The organism is Mesorhizobium sp. WSM4841, from assembly GCF_055811515.1.
This window is the reverse complement of the sequence record NZ_JBVVQC010000010.1, coordinates 142,255-163,134: the sequence shown is the minus strand read 5'-3', so window position 1 is coordinate 163,134 and position 20,880 is coordinate 142,255. Positions and strand designations below refer to the sequence as shown.

The window sequence follows — 20,880 nt, the reverse complement described above, 5'->3', positions numbered from 1 at the left end:
GCGCTTTCCTACTACGAGAATGAGTACCGTTTTCATGGTGGCGGACAATAGAATTGGTTTTGCGCCGCTGTCAACGGCGAATGTGCACGACGCCAAAAGGCTTTGAACCCGGCCGTATCAGACGCGCCGGTTGTCCATCATCGCATCGAGCCAGCTATTTTTGCCACAAGACACCGCTCCGGTACGATCGCCGGCAGTACAAAGCTCCGCGATCGGCCCGATAAGCCATTGAAACCACGCCAAACTATTTGACGACGTGACGCGGCGCACAGTTTGCCGCGATACTCCGGTCAACCGGGCTGGGAGGGTCCGGCAAGCCGCGATAACGACCAGGACTTCACGGGAGGAAATTTGATGCTCGACAAGGCCCCAGCCGAGAAACTGTCCGACCTGCTCGACCAATTCGGCGCAGCGCTTGCCGCCGGCAACGTCGACAAGGCGGTCGGGTGCTTTCAGGAAGACTGCTATTGGCGCGACCTGGTGACCTTCACCTGGAACATCAAGACCATGGAAGGTCGCGACCAGGTGCACGACATGCTGACGAGCCAGCTGGCGAAGACAAGACCTTCGAACTGGGCGATCGCCAAGGGCGAAGACGCCACCGAGAGCGACGGGCTGCTCGAAGGTTGGATCAGTTTCGAAACGGAAGTTGCGCGCGGCTTCGGCCATATCAGGCTGAAGAACGGCAAGATATGGACACTGCTCACCACCATGGTCGAGCTGAAGGGTCATGAGGAACCCGCCGGCTTCGCCCGGCCGTTGGGCGCCAAGCATGGTCACGGAAAAAACCGGCCGACCTGGAAAGAGGAGCGTGAGAAAGAAGCCGCCGAACTTGGCTTTGTCAGTCAGCCCTACACGCTTGTCATCGGCGGCGGCCAGGGCGGCATCGCACTCGGTGCCCGGCTGAGGCAACTCGGCGTGCCGACCATCATCGTCGAGAAGAACGAGCGTGCCGGCGATTCATGGCGCAGGCGCTACAAGTCGCTCTGCCTGCACGACCCGGTCTGGTACGATCATCTGCCCTATATCGACTTCCCGAGGAACTGGCCGGTCTTCTCGCCCAAGGACAAGATCGGCGACTGGCTGGAAATGTACACCAAGGTCATGGAGCTGAACTACTGGTCCTCCACCGAGGCCAAGAGCGCCGCCTATGACGACGAGAAAAAGGAATGGACGGTCGTCGTCCATCGCGATGGCAAGGACATAACGCTGAAGCCGAAACAGCTGGTGCTGGCCACCGGCATGTCTGGCCGGCCCAACATACCGAGGTTCAAGGGCATGGAGAATTTCAAAGGTGATCAGCACCATTCTGCCAAACATCCCGGTCCGGACGGCTACGTTGGCAAGAAGGTCGTCGTCGTCGGTTCGAACAATTCCGCGCACGATATCTGCGCCGCACTCTGGGAAGCCGGCATCGAGGTCACCATGGTGCAGCGCTCGACCACGCATATCGTCAAATCCGACACGCTGATGGATATCGGGCTCGGCGCGCTCTATTCGGAGCAGGCCGTGCAAAACGGCATGACCACGGCCAAGGCCGATCTCATCTTCGCCTCCCTGCCCTACAAGATCCTGCACGAATTCCAGATTCCGCTCTACGAAAAGATGAAGGAGCGCGATGCTGCCTTCTACGAGGGCCTGGAAAGGGCTGGCTTCATGCTCGACTGGGGCGAAGACGGCTCCGGCCTGTTCATGAAATATCTCAGGCGTGGTTCCGGCTACTATATCGATATCGGCGCCTCACAGCTCATCATCGACGGCGCCATCAAGCTGAAGAGCGGCGTCGGCGTGACCGAGATCAGGGAACATTCGGTCCTGCTCAGCGACGGCACCGAACTGCCGGCCGATGTCGTCGTCTATGCCACCGGCTACGGTTCGATGAACGGCTGGGCGGCGGAGCTGATCTCGAAAGAGGTCGCCGACAAGGTCGGGAAGTGCTGGGGTCTCGGCTCGAACACCACCAAGGATCCCGGTCCTTGGGAGGGCGAACAGCGCAACATGTGGAAGCCGACGCAACAGGAAGCACTCTGGTTCCATGGCGGCAATCTGCACCAGTCACGCCACTATTCGCAGTTCCTGTCGCTGCAGTTGAAAGCACGGCACGAGGGCATCGCGACGCCGGTCTACGGGCTGCAGGAGGTCCACCACACGGGATAGAAATTCGGGCTGTCACCGGCATTGGCCGATGCGCTTCCAGTAGATAAGGGTACCGGTAAGTCCACCATGCGGCTTCAATGCATAGTCCGGTATCTCACCGGCAAGCGTGAAGCCCAACCTGTCATAGAGACCGGAAGCGCCCTCCTCTGTCGCTGTATCCAGGACCAGCAGTGTGCGGCCCTTCTCGACGGCGAGGCTTTCGGCCGCCCGCATCAGGCGGGTGGCCACGCCTTTGCCGCGATGGTCGACGCGGGTCATCAGCTTGGCGATCTCGGCCCGGTGCGGCTGGTTGGGGGGACAGTCGAGCTGCAAGGTAACGGTGCCGACCAGAGCCTCACCGTCCCAGGCGCCGAGCACAGCTCTTTCGCCCCTTGCAGCCGCAATAAGCGACTTCCTCCAGAAGGCACCTGCCGCGCCCGGCGCCAGCGGATGCATGAAACTGACCGATCCACCGGCCGCAACCGTCTCGATCAGCATATCGACCAGCATTGCGTGCGTTTCCGCAGTTTGTGTCAGAGCCTTGATTTCGATGGAACTCATGCGTGCGCTGATCCTTGAACAAGATGAAACGTCTGTGAAGTCGCGATCGTCGCTGCCGTCAGTCGGAAAGGTTGACACGCCTTCGCCTCCTGGCCCGACGAATTTCTGCGATGCGCTCCGCATCTTCTTCCTGCAGATGCCGCCCGCGCTCCAGCAGTTCGAGCGTGTATTCCTCATAGGTCAGGCCCAGCCGCCCGGCCTTGTCCAGCCGCATCAACATGACGTCACGGCCTGGCGCTTTCCAGGCTTTGGCGTGGGCTGCCTGCCAGGCAAGGAAGATGTAGGCGTCGCCCTTGCCCCATGGCGGCCCCTCATAGTCGTCAAGAGGCGGCCCGCCATTGTCGGTGCGTTTCGGGCGACGCGTCATTGCCTCAGCCTCTGGCCAGCGCGACCAGATAGTCGGCGGCGGCCGGTCCCGGAGCATGGAAGGTGCAATCCGATGGCGCGCCAAGGGCCAGACAGTCACCCGGTTCGAGGCCGTGGACGATGTCGCCCTCGGTGAATTCCAGCCGTCCGGAAATCAGCCATATCTGCTGCCTGATGAAGGCATAGGACGCTGCCGGAAAGCTCACCTTGGCCCCCGCCGGCAATTGGACCCGGATCAGTTCGAGCGGCATGTCCGAAACCGGCGAAAGATGCCGCCGGACATAGCCGGTTGCGGGATCGCGCCAAAGCGGCTGATCGTTTTCGCGAAGCAGCCCGCCGCCTTGCAGCTCGGCCCGCGCGATGAGGGTGGAAAGCGTCATGCCGAAGGCCGCGGCGATGCGCACGAGAAGTGCCGCGGTCGGGCTCGTCTTGCCGCGCTCTATCGTGCTGAGCATGGCTTTCGAAACGTCGGACCGGTCCGCGAGCTCCGCCAGCGACCAGTCCCTCAAGGCTCTTTCGGAGCGTATTCTCTTGCCGATGGTCGAGGAGATATCGTTCGCTATATCAGCCATTCATCCGGTATATCGAAATTTTGGAGTCGAGCAAGGGGCCGATCGGTCCAATTTTTGCGAATGGTTTAATGTCCCCTACACCATCCGACCTCATCCCCCCTTAACCCCGTCGGTGTAAGGTCGATTGCCTGGGGAAATGGGAAACAGCCTGTCCATGTTCGTCGACCGCGAAGCCTCCGTCGGAGAGCCGACTTTGCAGGAGCGCCGCAAGGCGGAGCAGAACGACAAGCGCGTTCTGGGCAATGTCGTCCAGTGCGACGGCGCGCGCGCCACCATCAGCGCCCATGCCGCCGATGTCGAAGGCACGGTCACCGGCCATTGGAGCGTCGGCAAGATGATCTCCATCAACCTTGGCGCCACGCGAACCGTCGGGCTGGTCTACGAGGTCGGCAAATCGGATCGCGCCTGGCACAATGCGGGCCAGAACCCGATCGAGGTCAGTATCGAGCTCATCGGCGAGGTGCGCGACGGCGCGGAGCCCGGCGCCAAACCGATTTTCGACCGCGGTATCACCACCTATCCGCATATCGGCGCCATCGCCCACCGCATCCGCAGCCGCGACTTGCAGGCGGTCTATGACCTCGCCGGGCGTCATTCGATCACCATCGGCACGCTGTCACAGGATGAGGCGATCGACGCCAACATCGCCATCGACGACACGCTGGCGCGCCATTTCGCCATTGTCGGCACCACAGGCGTCGGCAAATCCACTGCTGTCTCGCTGCTTTTGCGCAAATCGATCGCCGCTCGACCCGACCTGCGCGTCCTCATCCTCGATCCGCACAACGAGTTCGCCGCGTCCCTGCCCGAGCACTGCGTCAGGGTCGATTCGACGACGCTGGACCTGCCCTTCTGGATGTTCAAACTCGAGGAATTTGCCGAAGTGCTGTTTCGCGGGCGCGAGACCGTGCCGGAAGAGGTCGATGCCTTGCGCGATCTCATTCCCGCGGCCAAGAACCTGTATCGCAACCCGAATTCGGGCACGTATCTGAAGCGCGGCACTGATGCACTGACCGCGGACACCCCGGTGCCTTATCGCGTTGTCGATCTTATCAAGCAGATCGACGAGCGCATGGGACTGCTGGAAAGCAAGAACGACCGCCCCACCCTCAAGTCGCTGAAGACGCGCATCGAATCGGCAGCCTCGGATCCGCGCTACCGCTTCATGTTCAATTCGCGGCTGATCGAAGATACGATCCACGAGACGATCGGCAATATTTTCCGCGTGCCGCACCACGGGCGCCCGGTGACCTGCTTCGAGATGGCCGGCATGCCGTCGGAAGTGGTCAATTCCGTCTGTTCGGTGCTGGCGCGCCTGGCCTTCGACCTTGCACTGTGGAGCGAAGGCCGGCTGCGGCTGCTTTTGCTGTGCGAGGAGGCACACCGCTACATGCCGGCCGATCCGCGCCTTGGTTTTGCGCCGACCCGACACGCCCTGTCGCGCATCGCCAAGGAAGGCCGCAAATATGGCTGTTATCTCGGTATCGTCACGCAGCGCCCGGGCGAGCTCGATCCCACCATCCTGTCGCAGTGCTCGACCTTTTTCGCCATGCGGCTTGCCAATGAGCAGGACCAGGCGATCATCCGCTCGGCGATCGCCGATTCCTCGGCCTCGACGCTGGCATTCCTGTCTTCGATGGGCCAGCGCGAAGCCATCGCCTTCGGTGAGGGCGTGGCGACGACCATGCGGCTGAAGTTCGAAAAAATGTCCGATGAGCTGATTCCCGGCACGGCAAAGCGCGAGGAAGCGTTGCCGTCCGAAATCGGCAATGATGTCGACCTGGTGGCGATCGTCGAAAGGCTGCGCAACGTGCCGAAACCGCAGCAGGCGATGGCCTTCGCCGAAGTCGTGGATTCCGCGCGTCAGGCCGGCGATCCCGACTACCGCAAGCCGCCCGTCCCGCGCGTCCAACCCGACGACGATTTCGACATGCGTTATGGCCTGAAACCCGCAACCTTCGGCCTACGCCCGCAAAACGATTGAGCCCAGCGGCCGATGAATTCTGAAGACTTTGTCAGTCTCTAGACGAGGCAAATCCCGGAAGGGAATTCATCAGGCCGGATCGAATGACGTGGCTTTCGAGAACCCGGAGCGGAGTGGACATTTGAGTCCATGAGCGCACCGGAAGTCGAGAAAGCTGCGTCAGTCGGCCGGCCTCATGAATTCTCTCCGGGATTTCAGGCACAGACGCGGTTGCGGCCTTGCCTCTTGGCCTCGTACAGCTGGCGGTCGGCGCGGCGATAAAACTCTTCGGCGGTTTCCTTACGGTCCCAGACGGCAAGGCCGACGCTCGTGGTGATCTTCAGCCGGACATTGCCTGACAGTATCGACATGTTGGCGATCGCCTTGCGGATGCGCTCGGCGAATTTGGACAGAAGTTCGGCGTCCATGTTGGGCGTGACCACTGCGAACTCCTCGCCACCCAGGCGCGCCACCACGTCGTGATAGCGTGTCATGTCCTTGAGACAGCTGGCGACCGCGCGTAACACCTGGTCGCCGACATCATGTCCGTGGGTGTCGTTGACCTGCTTGAAATGGTCGAGATCAAGGATCATCAGCCCGACCGGCTTCTCGATGCGGCGGAATTCCTCGAGATATTCCTTCAGTGCATCGTCGAAATAGCGCCGGTTCTGCATGCCGGTCAGGCCGTCGGTCAGCGCCGCGTGCTCCAGCGTTTCCGAACGGGCGCTGAGCGAAACCGTCATGGCGCGCAGCTTGCCTTCTTCTGTCGCCTGCTTGCGGATCAGCGGGTAGATGAAGAAAATCCCGAAGAACAAGGCAGTCGCCAAAAGGACGCCGGTCCCAAACAACAGCTTGTTGAGATAAATGATCTCGTCGACCCTGGCGGGTGTATGAACCTCTTCGGCGAAGGCTTGCAGAAGCCCATAGGCGTGAAGCGTCACCAGGCCGGCGGCCAGGATCACGAAGATGAAGACGAAAAAGGCTGATTCCGCCTTGTGAAAACGCATCTGCTCCCCGTTGGAAAATTTCCAAAGACGTTATGGCATGGACGGGCTTACGGAGGGTTAATTAGGACAACTTCAACGGGAAGCCTCCCCTCAAAGTCAACTTTTCAGGTTGCACTGGAAAGGATATCCGAGATCGTGGATCCCGCACGATCATCGGGGCGCAATCGCAGCCATTCCGGACCCAACTGATGCCTGAACCAGGTCGCCTGGCGCTTGGCGTATTGTCGCGTCGCGATCTTCGCGCGTTCGATCGCTTCGGCAAAACTCAACTCGCCGGCCATTGCGGCCTGCAGTTCGCGAACGCCGATCGCTTTCATCGCCGGCAAGTCGGGATCGAGGCCAAGATCGGTCAGCCGCCTGACCTCGTCGAGAGCACCCTTCTCCAGCATGCGGTCGACCCGCGCCTCGATCCGCTCCACCAGTGCCGCTCGGTCCGGTTCGATCACAAAGAAGCGCGTGCTCGCCCTGTCGATCAGTGGGCGGCCGCGCGCCGCCTGCCATTCCAGGATAGAACGGCCCGACGCGTCGAGCACCTCCAGCGCTCGCACGATGCGCTGGCCGTCGGTCGGCTTCAGCATCATACCGGCTGCCGAATCCTCGCGCAGCAGGATGCGGTGCAGCTTGGCCGCGCCCTGCTCCTGGAGTTCGTAGCGCCAGCGATCACGGATCGACTGCGGAATGTCGGGCATTTCCGAAATGCCTTCCGCAAGCGCCCGGAAATAAAGTCCGGTACCACCGACGAAAATCACCGGCCTTTCGAAGAACGTGCCCTCGTCGATGAGCTTCATCACATCGCGCAGCCAGGCGCCGGTGGAATAGGCGGTGGAGGGATGGACATGACCGTAGAGAAAATGCGGGACGCGGGCGAGTTCGGCAACAGTCGGCCGCGCCGTCAGCACGTCGAGCACCGAATAGCCTTGCATGGAATCGGCGTTGACGATGACACAGCCGTTGTGTCCGGCGAGGTCGACCGCAAGGGCGGACTTGCCGCTGGCGGTCGGCCCGGCTATCAGGATCGCGTTCTTAACGCGGCCCTCGCCCGCCTGCCCGCCGGAATTTTCGATGCCGCTGATCGCCACGCTTGTGTCCCATCCCGCCAGCCGCGCATTGTCGCCGGCGCTTGCGAATATGGTGTCACTGTCGGTCGGCGCAAGCACCGTTCGCTGGCTGGCCGACGGCATCGCCTGCGAGTTCGCTTTGCCCGAGGCGGCCGAAGCGGCTGAAACGACCGCCAGCCTGCGCGCCGTGCTTGCACCCGAACCGGTCGACGTGATTGTCCAGCAGGCCGAGGGAAGGCGGAAGAAAATCCTCATCGCCGATATGGATTCGACTGTTATCGACCAGGAGTGCATCGACGAGCTTGCCGACGAGATCGGCGTCAAGGACTACGTCGCCGCCATCACGGCGCGATCGATGAATGGCGAGATCGCTTTCGAGCCGGCCTTGCGCGAACGGGTGGCGCTGCTGAAAGGCCTCGACACTGCCGTGGTCGACCGCGTCATCACCAACCGCCTGACGCTGGCTTCCGGTGGCCGCGCGCTTGTCCAGACCATGCGGGCCGACGGCGCATGGACCGCACTCGTGTCGGGTGGCTTCGACGTCTTCACCTCACGCATCGCCGCCATGCTCGGCTTTCAGGAGAACCGCGCCAACCGCCTGATCGAGCAGGACGGTCGCTTCACCGGGCTGGTGGCCGAGCCGATCCTGGGGCGTGCCGCCAAGGCCGACGCGCTGCTCGAGATTTCGGCGCGTCTCGGGCTGACGACCGCCGAGGCCCTTGCTGTCGGCGACGGCGCAAACGACCTCGACATGATCCGCCTTGCCGGCGCCGGTGTGGCACTTCATGCCAAGCAGGTCGTGGCGGCGGAGGCAAAATTCCGCATCGACCATGGCGACCTGACCGCGCTTCTCTATCTGCAGGGCTACCGGCGGGAGGAATTTGTAGAGTGACGCCGATCCGCACCGAGCGCCTGATCCTGCGCAACTGGGAGGATCGCGACCGTGAGCTCTTCTACCGCATCAACTCCGACGAGCGCGTCATGGAATTCTTTCCGTTTCGCCGCGACCGCGCGCAGGCCGACGCCAAGATGGATGAATTGCGCGCCGTCATCGACCGCGACGGTTTCGGCTTCACAGCCGCCGAGATCGCAGTCACCGGCCATTGCATCGGCTTCGTCGGCATAACCCGAACCGATCATTTGCCCTTCTTGCCGGCTGGCACCGTCGAGATAGGCTGGCGCCTGGCGCCCGAATTCTGGGGCCATGGCTATGTCACCGAGGCAGCCGAAGCCTGGCTCGCCTATGGTTTCGAAACGCTTGGCCTCAAGGAAATGGTTTCCTTCGCCGTCAAGGATAACAGCCGGTCCACCGCCGTCATGGAACGCCTGGGCATGACCGCCGACCCGGCCAGCGATTTCGACCACCCCGGCATTCCGGACAGCCACGCCATGCTCAAGCGGCATGTTTTCTACAGGCTGACAGGCAAGGATTGGCAAGCAAACCGGCCCTGATCAGTGCTTGTCAAACGGAAGCTCGTCGCCGGGTTGCGGCGGTTTGACGCCGACCCGATCGAGCACTTTCGCGAAATCATCGCCCGATGCATCACCAGCCCGTCGACGTAGGAAATCGGCCGCTGTCTCCATGGCTCCAACCTTTTGCGCCACGGCCGAAGCGATCCACTGGTTCAGCGACACACCATCAGCCTTTGCCAAACGTGCAGCCGCCTCCTTGATCGACAAGGGAAGTTTCAACGGATAGGTCGCCTTGCTCATGTTCGAAATCCTTCCAACAATTCGGCGGGACTGACGACTGGAACTTCAAAACGGCCTGCCGCAGTCACAAAATCGCGGCGATTGTGAGTGACCAATGCGTCTGCCCGACCATTGATCGCCGCCTCAAGCACCATCTCATCCTTCGGATCAGTCAATTGCGGGCGCCAGAGAAAGTGCAGTTCGACCGGTTCTGCCAAGACAGCAAAGCCGGCCAGCAAACGATCCATATCTGCAAACGACAATCCGTGAATTGCCCTTTGCTCAGGGCGGGTCAGCACGGTTTCGTATTCAAGAAACAGTGCTGTTGTCACCAATGGGCGAAGCTGTCGATTTGCGACCAACTGCAAAACGGCAAATGACGCACCATTCCTGCTGCGCAGACCTGCGGTCAGAACGTTTGTGTCCAGTACGATCCGCTTCACAGGTCAAAATAGTACATCCCATGGGATGTTTCAACGTGCCTGTGAAATTACCAGACTCAGTCCATCCGGATCGTCACAAAACGCAATTCGCCGGTCTTCGACGCCAGCATCAGCAGCGCGTTCTTGCGTCCCTGCTCCTTCAACGCAGCAATCCGGTCCATGACATCCTTGGGCGTGGCGACCGATTCCTGCGCGATTTCGGTGATCACCTCGCCGGCCTGGATGCCGCGTTCGGCGGCGGCCGAATCCTTGGCGACTTCGGTGATGACCACGCCGGAGACTTCGGCGGCGATGCCGAATTTCGTCCGCGTCTCATCGTTGAGCTCGCCAACGGTCATGCCGAGCACGGAAGCCGTCGGAACGGCAGGCGCCTCGTCGCCATTGTCCTTTTCGGTGTTGCCGTTCTCGCCGCTGGCAAGCTTTTCGCCATCTTCGAGCCGGCCGAGCGTCACCTTCACTGTCTGCTCGACGCCCTTGCGCACGATGACCACGTCGACAGCCTTGCCGACCGTGCTCTCCGCGACAACGCGCGGCAGGTCGCGCATTTCATTGACGTCCCTGCCGTCGAACTTGATGATGACGTCGCCCGCCAGGATGGTGCCGTTGTCGACAGGCCCGCCCTTGATGACGCCGGCGACCAGCGCGCCCTTAGCGGTGGCCATGCCGAGGCTTTCGGCAATGTCGTCCGTCACCGGCTGGATGCGCACGCCGAGCCAGCCGCGCCGCGTCTCGCCGAACTGGCGGAGTTGGTCGACGACGCCCAACGCAAGCTGCGAGGGAATGGAAAAGCCGATGCCGATCGAGCCGCCGGACGGCGAGATGATCGCCGTGTTGATGCCGATCACCTCGCCGTCGCTGTTGAACAGCGGCCCGCCGGAATTGCCGCGGTTGATCGCGGCGTCGGTCTGGATGAAGTCGTCATAGGGACCGGAATTGATGTCGCGGTTGCGGGCCGAGACGATGCCGACCGTCACGGTGCCGCCGAGGCCGAACGGATTGCCGATCGCCATCACCCAGTCACCGACGCGCATCTTGCTGGAATCGCCGAATTTCACCGCCGTCAGTTTGTGCCCTTTTGGATCGACCTTCAGCACCGCCACGTCGGTCTTGGTGTCTGTGCCGACCAGCGTCGCCTTCAGCGTCACGCCGTCGGAGAAATTCACCTCGATGTCGTCGGCATCGGCGATCACGTGATTATTCGTCACCACGATGCCCTGCTCGGCGTCGACCACGAAGCCGGAGCCCAGCGACTGCACCTTTTGCGAGGGGTTGCCCTGTTCGCCGGGACGGTTCTTGAAGAAATCGTCGAAGAAATCCTGGAAGGGCGAGCCCTCCGGAAGCTGCGGCATCGGTACCGCGCCCGGGCCTTCCGTGCCCTTCACCCTCTGCGAGGTCGATATGTTGACCACGGCGCCGAGCAGGCCCTGCGCGAGATCGGCGACCGAAGCCGGGCCGTCGGCGGCGGCCGCAGGCGTCACCAGCGACGGGACGGTAGCGGCGCCGATAAGAAGTGCTGCAGCACCCGCGGTGAACGTCCGCCTCGCCGCGCGCAAAAACCTGTTGGATGTCATCGAGAAGTCTCCCGGTGTCTCTGAGAAGAAAAGCGCTCGCCGAAAACGCTGCGTCGAACCATGTTGGCAAGAAATACGGCACGTTTGCGGCTATGGCTATCGGCGGAGGATAAAACCTCCGTTATCCCGAAATCATAAACCGTCATCCACTCCGCACCAGCCAGACGATGCCGACGCCAACGGCGATGGCAATCAGCCCGGCGACCCGCAACGCATTCTCCGGCATCGACAGAACTTCCCCGGCAAGTTTCTTGGCGAGGCCGGGAAAGCCGCCATAGACCAGGCCCTCTATCACGAGCACCAAGCCTATTGCCGCCAGAAAATCCTGCACCGGTCGTTACTGGCCGGTGCCTGGCTGCGCTGCCGGTGCAGCAGGTGCTGCGGGCGGCGCTGCCGGCGCAGCCGCGCCGGCGGGATTGCGGAAGAAACGGAAGAATTCCGAATTCGGCGACAGCACCATCGTCGTCCCGGTATTGTCCAGCGCCGTGCCGTAGGCATTCATTGACCGGTAAAAGTCGAAGAAGGCTGGATCGCGCTGGTAGGCATTCGCGAAGGTGGCGCTGCGTTGAGCTTCGCCTTCACCGCGCAGGATTTCAGATTCTCTCCGTGCCTCGGCGACGATCTCCACCACTTCGCGGTCGGCGCGCGCCCTGATGCGTTGCGCCGCCTCGTTGCCGCGCGCCCTCAGCCGCTCGGCTTCGGCCAGACGCTCAGCCTTCATGCGATCATATGTCTGTTGCGAGACTTCCGCCGTCAAATCGGTTCGGCGAATGCGGACATCCTCGATCTGCAGGCCGAGCGACGTGGCGTCGGGCCTTAGCTGGTCGCGCACTTCACGCATCATCACGGCTCGCTCTTCCGAGAGCGCCGCCTCGAAGTCGCGCAAACCGTAAACCCGACGCAAGGCGGCGTCGAGACGCGTCCTCAACCGTGCCTCGGCCAGTTCGATCTGGCCGGATACCGCGGAGCGGAACACGCGCGGATCGGAGATCCGATAAGCGATGAAGGCGTCGACCTCATAGAACTTGCCGCCTGAAACCTGGACGCGGATGTTGTCGAGGTCGAAGCGCAGCACCCTGTTTTCGATCAACTGCACGCTGTCGGCGTCGAAGAAGGCGAACGGCGCCTTGAAATAGATGCCCGGCTGGCTCTTGACGTCTACGATTTCGCCGAACCTGAGCACCAGCGCCTGCTGGCGCGCATTGACAACGAAGACCGATGAATAGAGCAGGAACAGGATAACCGCAGCGATGACGGCGATGATGGGAAGACGGTTGGCCATCACTGGGTTCCTCCGAGGACCGGCGCCGGCGCCTTCTGCTGCAGTGCAGGCAGCGGCAGATAGGGAACGACCCCTGGTCCGCTGCCTTGCTCGATAATGACCTTGCTGGAATCCTTCAGAACCCTCTCCATCGTTTCCAGATAAAGCCGCTGGCGCGTCACATCCGGCGCCTTGGCGTATTCGTCATAGACCGAGATGAAGCGCTGCGCCTCGCCTTCGGCCTCCTGCACGACCCGGTTCTTGTAGCCGGCCGCCTCCTCGCGGATCTGTGCGGCCTCGCCGCGCGCCTGGCCGAGCTTCTGGTTGGAGTACTGGTTGGCCTGCTCGACGAACTTGTCCTCGTCCTGTTCGGCGCGCTGCACCTCGTCGAACGCGTCGGCCACTTCGCGCGGCGGTGCGGCATCCTCGATCGAAATCGCGTTGACGTTCAGGCCGGCCTGATAGCCGTCCAGCGTCGTCTGGATGATTTCGCGCACGGACGCCGCAATGCCCTCGCGATCATCGCGGAAGATGTCCTGCGCCGGCCGCCGACCGACCGCTTCGCGCATGGCGCTTTCGGCGACCTGCCGCAGCATGCCGTCGGGATCGGACACGTCGAACAGATAGGCCCTTGGATCGGAGACCTGATAGGCCACGGAGAACTGGACGTTGACGATGTTCTGGTCGCCCGAAAGCATCAGCCCTGAACCGTTGCCGGAGGCCGTGCCGCCGCCGATGTTGACGAGTTGTTCGGCAATGTTGGCCGTCTCGACCGTCTCGATGGGCCACCAATGGAAATGCAGGCCTGGCTGCGAGAACTCCGCCTTTGGCACGCCGAACCTGAGTTCGACCGCAACCTCGTCGGGCTGCACGGTATAGACCGCCTTGAACGCCCACAGCACGACAAGCGCCGCCGCGATCAGCCCGAACACGGCTGGGCTGGCGCCACCGCCACCTGGCAACGCGCGCCGCAACCTGTCCTGGCCGCGCCGGATGATATCTTCGAGATCGGGAGGCGAGCCCTGCGGACCGCCAGGCCCCTTCGGTCCCTGCCCCCAGGGTCCTGGATTGTTGCCGCCGCCCCATGGACCGCCACCGCCGCTTTTGTCATTCCAGGGCATGAATGTCCTTTCGCTTGGAATTCCCTCAAGCGCCGTTTCAACAGCGCAAAATCCAATGTGTCTTCTATAGGGATGCGAGGGCACGCTTTCAACGTAATCGGTCGTCGTCACCGCCCGTTTTGGACCGCCGCGATCCTTTATCGCCTCTCAATGCACGTCGCGGCGTCGCTCGTAAACTGAATAGCGTGTCGCATGACTATCCTTTTCACCGGCCGGAACGTCCTGCGTGCGGACAATGTGCCACAAATCCGGGTCGATCGGCGGGAAATGCGCGTCGCCGTCGACCGCGGCAAGGATATGGGTGACATGCAAGCGGTCGGCCAGCGGCAGCGCCTGGGCATAGATCTCACCGCCGCCGATGATGCAGATTTCGTCGGCGCCGGCCATGCAGCGCCCGCGCACCTTCGCCAGACTGATCGCCTCGTCGAGCGAATGCACGATTTCGACGCCCTCGGCGCGCCAGGCCTTGTTGCGGGTCACCACGATGTTGAGCCTGCCCGGCAGCGGCCGGCCGATGCCTTCATAGGTCTTGCGACCCATGATGATAGGTTTGCCCATCGTGTCGGCCTTGAACCGCTTGAGATCGCTGGAAAGCCGCCACGGCAAGCCGCCATCGCGCCCGATCACGCCGTTTTCGGCGATGGCGACATAGATCGCGACGTCCATCAGCCGCCGCTCCCGCCATCGCCCGAAGGCGCCAGCAGCAATATGTCGATGTCGTGCTCAGGGTAGAAATTTTCTGCCGTCATCTCGAAACGCGTCGGCCCGACTTTCCTGACGTTTTCGCCACAGAACGAGACCAGGTTTTTCGGATGGCCCTTGTCGACGGTCAGCTTGAACTTGCCGATGGAGCCCGTCGCCCAGTTGCCGCCAGTGGTCAGGATATAGGCGATGCGGTTTTCGAAGTATCTCGGGGTGCCGTCGGGATTGCCCTTCGCCGCCTTGCGGATCGCATTCTCGAACGTGCCGTCCATGCAGTAACGGGTCTTGTAGGCGGCGTATTGGCCCTGGAACTGGCCGTCATAGAAGAAGCTGACCGAGGACGTGCCGCCGACGCTCGGCTTGTAGCTGTGGGCGACGTGGACTGCGCTGTTGGCTGGAAACGTCGCGCGCCACCAGTAGGTCGAGCGCAATTGCCAAAACGGCACATAGACGGTCTTCATGCCTGAACCGTCGTCGGCGGTGTCCTCGATGATGAGGCCGCGATCGATCCAGTCGTCGGCAACCGCTTGCGGCAGCTTTGCCAATGCCGCCCTGGCCGCGTCGCCGAACGGGTAGAACGGCACGTTTTGCGCCTTCAAATCGGCGCTGATGTCGATGCCGAGCGCAAACGCCTTCTGCTCGAGCTGCGGTTTTGCCGCCACGCCGTCGATCGTCACCTCGAAGCCGAGGAAATTGTCGCTCTGGCCGTCGGGGATCGCCGGCATCTCGTTCGGATCGCCTTCGATGTCGGGCATCGGAAAGGCGACGATCGCGTCGACATCCTTGTCGGTGTTGTTTCGGAAAACGTAGTCGACCATCACCTTTTCCGGCGAGATGTAGAGGTCCTCACTCTCCATGGCGACCGCGTCGCTGCGCGACAGGATCAGACCGCCCGTTCCCAATTCGGCGATCGAATCATTGGCGAATACGGGCGTGGCCGAGAGCGCCAGCGCGGCGGTCAAAACATAACGGAACATGGAAGCTCCTTTGGCGAGATGCCGGTATGACTCTATCGCACCAGCCCGACAATCGGAATCGATTTTCGAAAAGCACGATGCTGGGATTAAAGGTGTTAGAGCGTACTTTGTGCGCCCGATTGGCCGCACGTCGCTCTAGCCGTTTCAACGTGGCATTTCAAAGCCCTTCCGTGCACTCGTCGGCGCTTGCGCACAAGCCATGACCACCGTGCCATCACCGTGCCAGGCTTGTCTGGACAGCGACGTTCCGATCGGGCAGGAGTTCGCCCATGCGCAAGCTTCTCGTCATCGGCATCGGCGCCGGCAATCCCGACCACATGACCGTGCAGGCCATCGGCGGCTTGAACCGCGCCGACGTGCTGTTCATTCCCGACAAGGGCGCGAAAAAGAACGATCTTGCAGAACTGCGCCGCCAGATCTGCGACCGCTTCGTCACCAATCCAGGCTCGCGCCTTGTCGAATTCGACGTGCCGGTGCGGGCCGAGCCGGCGCCCTCCTACCGCTCGACCGTCGATGACTGGCACGAGGCGATCGCCGCGATCTATGAAAGCCTGATCCGCGACGAGCTTTCGCAAGATGGCTGCGGCGCCTTCCTGATCTGGGGCGATCCCTCGCTCTACGACAGCGCGCTGCGCATCCTGGAGCTTGTGCGCATGAGAGGCAATGTCGAGTTCGAGCTCGAGGTGATCCCCGGCATCACTGCCGTCCAGGCGCTCGCCGCCGGCCATAAGATGGCGCTGAACCGCATCGGCGACGCAATTCAGATCACCACCGGCCGCCGGCTTACCGAGGAAGGTTTGCCCGACAATGCCGGCAGCACCGTCGTCATGCTGGACGGTAAATGCGCATTCAACAGGCTGGACGACAAGGACCTCGTCATCCACTGGGGCGCCTATCTCGGCACGCCCGACGAGATTCTCATTTCCGGTCGCCTCGGCGATGTCGGCGACGAGATCGTAAAGACCCGCGACGAAGCCCGGCGGAAAAAGGGCTGGATCATGGACACTTATCTGCTGCGCAAGCCCGGCGAGCCAGAGGAGTAATGCATGTCGCGCTAAAGTGCGCAGCGGTTTTGCGATAACGACATGCATAAAAAAGAACCTAAAGCGCGTCGCATGAATCCGTTCAAATGCGACGCGCTTTAGGCTCGGCCGGTACAGATTCCACCGACCTCACCCAGCATCGATCTCCGCCTGCAATGCTTCCATGTGCGTCGCAGCCGCGGAAGCCGCGGCCCGTTCGATGGCGCGAAAGCGGCTGACCACTGCAAGCCCCACCGGAGTCAACTGGGCGCCGCCGCCCTTTTTCCCTCCGGTCTGCGCCGCGACCAGCGGCTTGCCGAACACCCGGTTCATGTCCTCGACGAGATCCCAGGCGTGTTTGTAGGACATTTCCATGCCGCGCGCCGCAGCCGAGATCGAACCGAAGGCGGCGATCTGCTCCAGAAGCTCGATCTTGCCCGGCCCGATGCGCCCTTCTGGATCGAGGTTTATCCGCAAGCTCAGCGACGGCATTTGCTCCTCCGCAGTCACGCCACATCCATCCTAGAAGCTCTCCGGCGATACCGCTATTCTAAATTAATATAGCGACAATCATCCGCCGGTCATCCATCCGCCTCGACAGGCAGGCCGGCGCTCGTGTTCGCCCGGTCGAAGCTTACCGTCTTGACCACCGCGTAGACGTTTCGGCCGGGCCGGAGTTTCAGCGTCTGTCGCGATTGCTTGGTGACCCGGGCAAGCACGGTTGCGCCATTGCAGTCTATGCCGATCTCGACCGTAGGCCCTTCACCCGGCTCTATCGCCACGATCGTGCCCGGCAGGATGTTGAGCGCGCTGAGACCCGTCGGCTTGTCGGTGGCGATCATCACATCGCGGGCACGGATGCGGATGCGCACCGGCGCACCGACCGGCATTGCCAGAAGCGGCACGCGGATCTCGCCCGCCGCCGAGCCAAGCACGGTCATGCCAAAGACTTCGTCGTGGCGCAGCACCGCGGTGTCCAGCACCGCGCCACCCTCCCCGCGCTCTTCCGCCGGCAACAGGTCGAGCCGCTGCATGATCGCCCCGGTCGGGCCGCAAGCGGCGACTTTGCCTTGCGCCAGCACAACGACGTCGCTTGCCAGCCGCGCCACTTCCGAGATTGAATGACTGACATAGACGATCGGGATTTTCGTCTCGTCGCGCAGCCGCTCGATGTAAGGCAGGATTTCTGCCTTGCGGGCGTCGTCGAGCGAAGCCAGCGGCTCGTCCATCAGCAACAATCTTGGACTGGCGAGCAGCGCCCGGCCGATCGCCACGCGCTGTTTCTCGCCGCCGGAAAGCTTTGCCGGCCGCCGGTCGAGCAAAGGACCGATGCCGAGCAGGTCGACCACGGCATTGATGTCGGCGTAGCGTTCCGCCGTCGGCGTGAACCAGCGGCCGTAGCGCAGATTGCTGGCCACGCTCATATGCGGAAACAGCCGCGCGTCCTGAAATACCATGCCGATGCGGCGCTTGTGCTTCGGCACGAACAGGCCCGCATCTGTATCGACCAGCACGCGGCCGTCGGCCTCGATCCGCCCCTTCTCGGGCCGGATCAATCCGGCAATCATGTTGATCAGCGTCGTCTTGCCGGAGCCCGAGGGCCCGAACAGCGCGGTCAGCCGCCCAGCGCTCCCGAAGCGGACGTCGAGCCCCAAATCTCCAAGCCGATGGCTGATATCGATTACGACCGTCATTCGATGTCCATCCGCTTGCCGACGCGCCGCGCCAGCACCTCCGACGCGACAAGTGCTGCCATCGAGATGACGATCGAGATCAGCGTCAGCCTGAGCGCTTCGGCATCGCCGCCCGGCACCTGCGTGAACGTGTAGACCGCCGACGGCAGCGTCTGCGTCTCGTTTGGGATGTTGGAAACGAAGGTGATCGTTGCGCCGAATTCGCCCATCGCCTTGGCGAAAGACAAGATCGCGCCGGTAATCAGGCCGGGCAGGATCAGCGGCAGCGTGATTGTCCCGAACACCCACAGCGGATTGGCGCCAAGCGTCCCGGCCGCCGCCTCGAATCTGCGATCGACCGCCTCGATCGACAGCCGGATCGCCCGCACCATCAAGGGAAAGCCCATGACAGCGCAGGCCAATGCGGCACCCGTCCAGCGAAAGGAGAAGACAATGCCGAAATGCTCGGCCAGAAAGGCTCCGGCCGGGCCGCGCCTGCCGAAGGAGAGCAGCAGCAGATAGCCGACAACCACCGGCGGCAGGATCAACGGCAGATGCACCAGCCCGTTGAGCAGCGTTTTGCCCCAGAATTGGCCACGGGCCAGCACAAGCGCGATCAATATGCCGGGCGGCAGGCTGGCGATCATCGCCACGGTCGCCACCTTGACGGACAGCCGGACCGCATTCCATTCGTCGGGAGTGAGGTCCAGCAACCAATTCATCTTTTGGTGTGCCTCAGTTGCTCGGCGTAAGGACCGTAAAACCTTGCGCCTTGAAGACCTCGTCTGCCTTGGCGGATTGCAGGCATTCCAGGAATGCCGGCGCATCCTTGTCCTTGGAATCCGCCATCTCGGCAACCGGGTAGACGATCGACGGGTGCGAATCCTCCGGGAAGGTGCCGATCACTTTGACGCCGGGCTCGGCGTGCGCGTCGGTGGCGTAGACGATGCCGAGCGCTGCTTCGCCTGATGAAACCAGCTTGAGCGCTGCGCGCACGTTCTCGGCCTGTGCCACCTTGCCTTCGATCGAGGACCACACGCCGAGCGATTCAAGTGCGGCCTTGCCATATTTGCCGGCCGGCACCGCTTTGAAATCGCCCATGGCAAGCCTGCCATCGCCGATCAGCCCAGCAAGATCAAAACCCTTTTCGATCCTGGTTTCGACCGACGAATCCTTCGGCGCCACCAGCACGATCTGGTTGCCGAGCAACTTCGCTTCGGTATCCGGCTTGGTCAGCTTCTTGTCGGACAGATATTTCATCCAGTCGAGGTCGGCTGAGATGAAGACATCGGCTGGCGCGCCGCCCTCGAGCTGCTTGGCCAATGCAGAGCTTGCCGCATAGGAAATGATCGCCGCCTCGCCGACATCGGCCTCGCAGGCGGTGTTCACGGCATCCAGTGCGTTCTTCATGCTTGCCGCGGCGAAGACGATCAACCTGTCATCCGCGTGGGCAGCCGGCACAGCAGCGATCAACATCGTCGCGAGACCGCCAATGGCGGCCGCTTTCAATCCGAAACGCTTGCGCACCAGCATGACGCTCTCCAGGGGCTTGAAAATCCGATCGGCGCGACCCTGCTAGTCGATATATCCGCCTGAATATAACAAAGGAAGGCTTTTTGCCAGACTCAGCCGAACAATGGCCCAGCCAATGGTCCGCTAATGGCATGCGTGTTGCCGCCACCGCTCACGATAAATAGCAGTGCATACAGCGCAACGTTGCAAGCCGAAATGGATCTAAGCATCGGATACGGTACTCGCGGCGGACGACCCAGCACCGCCACCGAGCGATTTCGAGAAAGGGTAAAGTAGAAGCGCGATGTTTGCGGCTCACACCGCGATGGGCGCCTTGATCATCGCATCGGCGAGGTAGTTTTCCAGCCGGAAATCTTCGAACCGGAAGGCAAAGAGGTCCTTCACCTCCGGATTGATCCATAGCGTCGGCAGCGCCTTGGGCGTGCGCCGCAACTGTTCGCGCGCCTGCTCGAAATGGTTCGCGTAAAGATGCGCATCGCCCAGCGTATGGACGAAATCGCCGGGCTTCAACCCCGTCACCTGCGCCACCATCAAGGTGAGCAGCGCATAGGAAGCGATGTTGAACGGCACGCCGAGAAAGATATCGGCGGAACGCTGGTAAAGCTGGCAGGAAAGCCTGCCCTCCGAGACATAGAACTGGAACAGGCAATGACAGGGTGGCAGCGCCATGGCTTCCACTTCGGCCGGGTTCCACGCCGAAACGATCAGCCGTCGGGAATTAGGATTCTTGCGTATCTCCTTCAAGAGATTGGCAATCTGGTCGATGGCGCCGCCATGGCCGTCCGGCCAGGAGCGCCATTGCTTGCCATAGACCGGGCCGAGGTCGCCATTCTCGTCGGCCCATTCGTCCCAGATCGAGACGCCGTGATCGTTGAGATATTTGATATTAGTGTCGCCGGCCAGGAACCACAGAAGTTCATGCACGATCGACTTCAGGTGAAGCTTCTTGGTGGTGGTGACCGGAAAGCCGCGCGCCAGGTCGAAGCGCATCTGGTAGCCGAACACCGAGCGCGTTCCGGTGCCGGTGCGGTCGCCGCGATCGGCGCCGTTTTCCAGCACGTGCTTTAAGAGGTCGAGATACTGGCGCATCGGCTTCTGCTCGATTCGGGGGCTCGATTCGGGTTACCGGCCATCATAACCGACTGGCTGCCGGCCGAACATGTCAAAGTGCAGAATGTTCCCACAGGCGACTACATTGTGGGCCGGCGCGGAAATCGTGCCA

At 62.1% G+C, this 20,880-nt stretch carries 23 protein-coding genes; 5 read left to right on the top strand and 18 right to left on the bottom strand.

What is annotated here, in order from left to right:
• The first annotated feature begins 354 nt into the window (after positions 1-354).
• On the top strand, positions 355-2,157 hold the full coding sequence (locus tag AC0L14_RS14985; protein WP_473749961.1) for an NAD(P)-binding domain-containing protein: 1,803 nt from the start codon (positions 355-357) through the stop codon (positions 2,155-2,157).
• Between the two features lie 12 nt (positions 2,158-2,169).
• Here AC0L14_RS14985 and AC0L14_RS14980 read toward each other — a convergent pair whose 3' ends face one another.
• The 3 genes from AC0L14_RS14980 to AC0L14_RS14970 are packed head-to-tail and all read right to left on the bottom strand — an operon-like array spanning position 2,170 to position 3,635.
• Complete coding sequence (locus tag AC0L14_RS14980; RefSeq protein WP_473749960.1) at positions 2,170-2,697, bottom strand: GNAT family N-acetyltransferase; 528 nt, start codon at positions 2,695-2,697, stop codon at positions 2,170-2,172.
• A gap of 58 nt (positions 2,698-2,755) precedes the next feature.
• Positions 2,756-3,064, bottom strand: a complete 309-nt coding sequence (locus tag AC0L14_RS14975; protein ID WP_473749959.1) for a hypothetical protein — start codon at positions 3,062-3,064, stop codon at positions 2,756-2,758.
• 4 nt (positions 3,065-3,068) lie between these two features.
• Entirely contained in the window at positions 3,069-3,635 is a 567-nt protein-coding gene (locus AC0L14_RS14970) for a helix-turn-helix domain-containing protein (RefSeq protein ID WP_123151913.1), read from the bottom strand.
• A gap of 154 nt (positions 3,636-3,789) precedes the next feature.
• Here AC0L14_RS14970 and AC0L14_RS14965 point away from each other — a divergent pair, with 154 nt between their 5' ends.
• A complete protein-coding gene (locus AC0L14_RS14965; RefSeq protein ID WP_473485300.1) occupies positions 3,790-5,619 on the top strand; it encodes an ATP-binding protein in 1,830 nt (609 codons plus the stop codon).
• Between the two features lie 194 nt (positions 5,620-5,813).
• Here AC0L14_RS14965 and AC0L14_RS14960 read toward each other — a convergent pair whose 3' ends face one another.
• The gene (locus AC0L14_RS14960; RefSeq protein WP_095494699.1) at positions 5,814-6,605 is read right to left on the bottom strand and encodes a GGDEF domain-containing protein; all 792 of its coding nucleotides are present in this window, start codon (positions 6,603-6,605) and stop codon (positions 5,814-5,816) included.
• 104 nt (positions 6,606-6,709) lie between these two features.
• Positions 6,710-7,678 (bottom strand): tRNA (adenosine(37)-N6)-dimethylallyltransferase MiaA, encoded by a 969-nt coding sequence (miaA, locus tag AC0L14_RS14955; protein WP_473749991.1) that lies wholly within the window; start codon positions 7,676-7,678, stop codon positions 6,710-6,712.
• On the opposite strand from miaA, the gene serB reads away from it, so the two are divergent.
• Positions 7,668-8,555, top strand: coding sequence for a phosphoserine phosphatase SerB (serB, locus tag AC0L14_RS14950; RefSeq protein ID WP_473526611.1), 888 nt, complete (start codon positions 7,668-7,670; stop codon positions 8,553-8,555). The two genes, miaA and serB, sit on opposite strands and share 11 nt — an antisense overlap.
• Positions 8,552-9,115 carry a GNAT family N-acetyltransferase gene (locus AC0L14_RS14945; protein ID WP_473749958.1) on the top strand — a complete coding sequence of 188 codons (564 nt, stop codon included), beginning with the start codon at positions 8,552-8,554 and terminating at the stop codon, positions 9,113-9,115. The genes serB and AC0L14_RS14945 overlap by 4 nt, the downstream gene beginning before the upstream one ends.
• On the opposite strand, the gene AC0L14_RS14940 is transcribed toward AC0L14_RS14945, so the two are convergent.
• The 8 genes from AC0L14_RS14940 to AC0L14_RS14905 form a co-directional block, all read right to left on the bottom strand.
• Entirely contained in the window at positions 9,116-9,376 is a 261-nt protein-coding gene (locus AC0L14_RS14940; RefSeq protein WP_192355700.1) for a type II toxin-antitoxin system HicB family antitoxin, read from the bottom strand.
• Positions 9,373-9,798 (bottom strand): putative toxin-antitoxin system toxin component, PIN family, encoded by a 426-nt coding sequence (locus AC0L14_RS14935; RefSeq protein ID WP_473749957.1) that lies wholly within the window; start codon positions 9,796-9,798, stop codon positions 9,373-9,375. The genes AC0L14_RS14940 and AC0L14_RS14935 overlap by 4 nt, the downstream gene beginning before the upstream one ends.
• Before the next feature lie 56 nt (positions 9,799-9,854).
• Positions 9,855-11,369, bottom strand: a complete 1,515-nt coding sequence (locus AC0L14_RS14930) for a DegQ family serine endoprotease (RefSeq protein WP_473749956.1) — start codon at positions 11,367-11,369, stop codon at positions 9,855-9,857.
• A 142-nt stretch (positions 11,370-11,511) separates the two neighbouring features.
• Positions 11,512-11,700 carry a DUF2065 domain-containing protein gene (locus AC0L14_RS14925; protein ID WP_473749955.1) on the bottom strand — a complete coding sequence of 63 codons (189 nt, stop codon included), beginning with the start codon at positions 11,698-11,700 and terminating at the stop codon, positions 11,512-11,514.
• A 6-nt stretch (positions 11,701-11,706) separates the two neighbouring features.
• Entirely contained in the window at positions 11,707-12,651 is a 945-nt protein-coding gene (gene hflC, locus AC0L14_RS14920; protein ID WP_473485295.1) for a protease modulator HflC, read from the bottom strand.
• Positions 12,651-13,751, bottom strand: coding sequence for an FtsH protease activity modulator HflK (gene hflK / locus AC0L14_RS14915; RefSeq protein ID WP_123151917.1), 1,101 nt, complete (start codon positions 13,749-13,751; stop codon positions 12,651-12,653). The genes hflC and hflK overlap by 1 nt, the downstream gene beginning before the upstream one ends.
• A gap of 147 nt (positions 13,752-13,898) precedes the next feature.
• Positions 13,899-14,417 (bottom strand): dihydrofolate reductase, encoded by a 519-nt coding sequence (locus tag AC0L14_RS14910; RefSeq protein WP_473526608.1) that lies wholly within the window; start codon positions 14,415-14,417, stop codon positions 13,899-13,901.
• Positions 14,417-15,430: a DUF4424 domain-containing protein gene (locus AC0L14_RS14905; RefSeq protein WP_473526607.1), complete on the bottom strand. Its 1,014-nt coding sequence runs from the start codon at positions 15,428-15,430 to the stop codon at positions 14,417-14,419. Before AC0L14_RS14905 ends, AC0L14_RS14910 begins: the two co-directional genes overlap by 1 nt.
• 269 nt (positions 15,431-15,699) lie before the next feature.
• Here AC0L14_RS14905 and cobF point away from each other — a divergent pair, with 269 nt between their 5' ends.
• On the top strand, positions 15,700-16,473 hold the full coding sequence (gene cobF / locus AC0L14_RS14900) for a precorrin-6A synthase (deacetylating) (RefSeq protein WP_473485291.1): 774 nt from the start codon (positions 15,700-15,702) through the stop codon (positions 16,471-16,473).
• Between the two features lie 129 nt (positions 16,474-16,602).
• On the opposite strand, the gene AC0L14_RS14895 is transcribed toward cobF, so the two are convergent.
• The 5 genes from AC0L14_RS14895 to AC0L14_RS14875 all read right to left on the bottom strand — a co-directional run bounded on the left by AC0L14_RS14895 (position 16,603) and on the right by AC0L14_RS14875 (position 20,747).
• Positions 16,603-16,944, bottom strand: coding sequence for a winged helix-turn-helix domain-containing protein (locus tag AC0L14_RS14895; RefSeq protein ID WP_095494709.1), 342 nt, complete (start codon positions 16,942-16,944; stop codon positions 16,603-16,605).
• An 89-nt stretch (positions 16,945-17,033) separates the two neighbouring features.
• Complete coding sequence (modC, locus tag AC0L14_RS14890) at positions 17,034-18,146, bottom strand: molybdenum ABC transporter ATP-binding protein (protein WP_473526606.1); 1,113 nt, start codon at positions 18,144-18,146, stop codon at positions 17,034-17,036.
• Entirely contained in the window at positions 18,143-18,847 is a 705-nt protein-coding gene (gene modB, locus AC0L14_RS14885; protein ID WP_123151922.1) for a molybdate ABC transporter permease subunit, read from the bottom strand. Before modB ends, modC begins: the two co-directional genes overlap by 4 nt.
• A 13-nt stretch (positions 18,848-18,860) precedes the next feature.
• Complete coding sequence (gene modA, locus AC0L14_RS14880) at positions 18,861-19,658, bottom strand: molybdate ABC transporter substrate-binding protein (protein ID WP_473485289.1); 798 nt, start codon at positions 19,656-19,658, stop codon at positions 18,861-18,863.
• 294 nt (positions 19,659-19,952) lie between these two features.
• Positions 19,953-20,747, bottom strand: coding sequence for a thymidylate synthase (locus AC0L14_RS14875; protein ID WP_473749954.1), 795 nt, complete (start codon positions 20,745-20,747; stop codon positions 19,953-19,955).
• Positions 20,748-20,880: the final 133 nt, after the last annotated feature.

Excerpts from the sequence above, each read along its gene's own strand:
- AC0L14_RS14910 (WP_473526608.1), bottom strand. The coding sequence starts at position 14,417 with ATGGACGTCGCGATCTATGTCGCCATCGCCGAAAACGGCGTGATCGGG.
- hflC (WP_473485295.1), bottom strand. The coding sequence starts at position 12,651 with ATGGCCAACCGTCTTCCCATCATCGCCGTCATCGCTGCGGTTATCCTG.
- modA (WP_473485289.1), bottom strand. The coding sequence starts at position 19,658 with ATGCTGGTGCGCAAGCGTTTCGGATTGAAAGCGGCCGCCATTGGCGGT.
- AC0L14_RS14905 (WP_473526607.1), bottom strand. The coding sequence starts at position 15,430 with ATGTTCCGTTATGTTTTGACCGCCGCGCTGGCGCTCTCGGCCACGCCC.
- serB (WP_473526611.1), top strand. The coding sequence starts at position 7,668 with ATGCCGCTGATCGCCACGCTTGTGTCCCATCCCGCCAGCCGCGCATTG.
- cobF (WP_473485291.1), top strand. The coding sequence starts at position 15,700 with ATGCGCAAGCTTCTCGTCATCGGCATCGGCGCCGGCAATCCCGACCAC.
- AC0L14_RS14965 (WP_473485300.1), top strand. The coding sequence starts at position 3,790 with ATGTTCGTCGACCGCGAAGCCTCCGTCGGAGAGCCGACTTTGCAGGAG.
- AC0L14_RS14930 (WP_473749956.1), bottom strand. The coding sequence starts at position 11,369 with ATGACATCCAACAGGTTTTTGCGCGCGGCGAGGCGGACGTTCACCGCG.
- AC0L14_RS14985 (WP_473749961.1), top strand. The coding sequence starts at position 355 with ATGCTCGACAAGGCCCCAGCCGAGAAACTGTCCGACCTGCTCGACCAA.
- AC0L14_RS14970 (WP_123151913.1), bottom strand. The coding sequence starts at position 3,635 with ATGGCTGATATAGCGAACGATATCTCCTCGACCATCGGCAAGAGAATA.
- modC (WP_473526606.1), bottom strand. The coding sequence starts at position 18,146 with ATGACGGTCGTAATCGATATCAGCCATCGGCTTGGAGATTTGGGGCTC.
- modB (WP_123151922.1), bottom strand. The coding sequence starts at position 18,847 with ATGAATTGGTTGCTGGACCTCACTCCCGACGAATGGAATGCGGTCCGG.
- AC0L14_RS14980 (WP_473749960.1), bottom strand. The coding sequence starts at position 2,697 with ATGAGTTCCATCGAAATCAAGGCTCTGACACAAACTGCGGAAACGCAC.
- AC0L14_RS14875 (WP_473749954.1), bottom strand. The coding sequence starts at position 20,747 with ATGCGCCAGTATCTCGACCTCTTAAAGCACGTGCTGGAAAACGGCGCC.
- AC0L14_RS14895 (WP_095494709.1), bottom strand. The coding sequence starts at position 16,944 with ATGCCGTCGCTGAGCTTGCGGATAAACCTCGATCCAGAAGGGCGCATC.
- AC0L14_RS14975 (WP_473749959.1), bottom strand. The coding sequence starts at position 3,064 with ATGACGCGTCGCCCGAAACGCACCGACAATGGCGGGCCGCCTCTTGAC.
- AC0L14_RS14960 (WP_095494699.1), bottom strand. The coding sequence starts at position 6,605 with ATGCGTTTTCACAAGGCGGAATCAGCCTTTTTCGTCTTCATCTTCGTG.
- hflK (WP_123151917.1), bottom strand. The coding sequence starts at position 13,751 with ATGCCCTGGAATGACAAAAGCGGCGGTGGCGGTCCATGGGGCGGCGGC.
- AC0L14_RS14940 (WP_192355700.1), bottom strand. The coding sequence starts at position 9,376 with ATGAGCAAGGCGACCTATCCGTTGAAACTTCCCTTGTCGATCAAGGAG.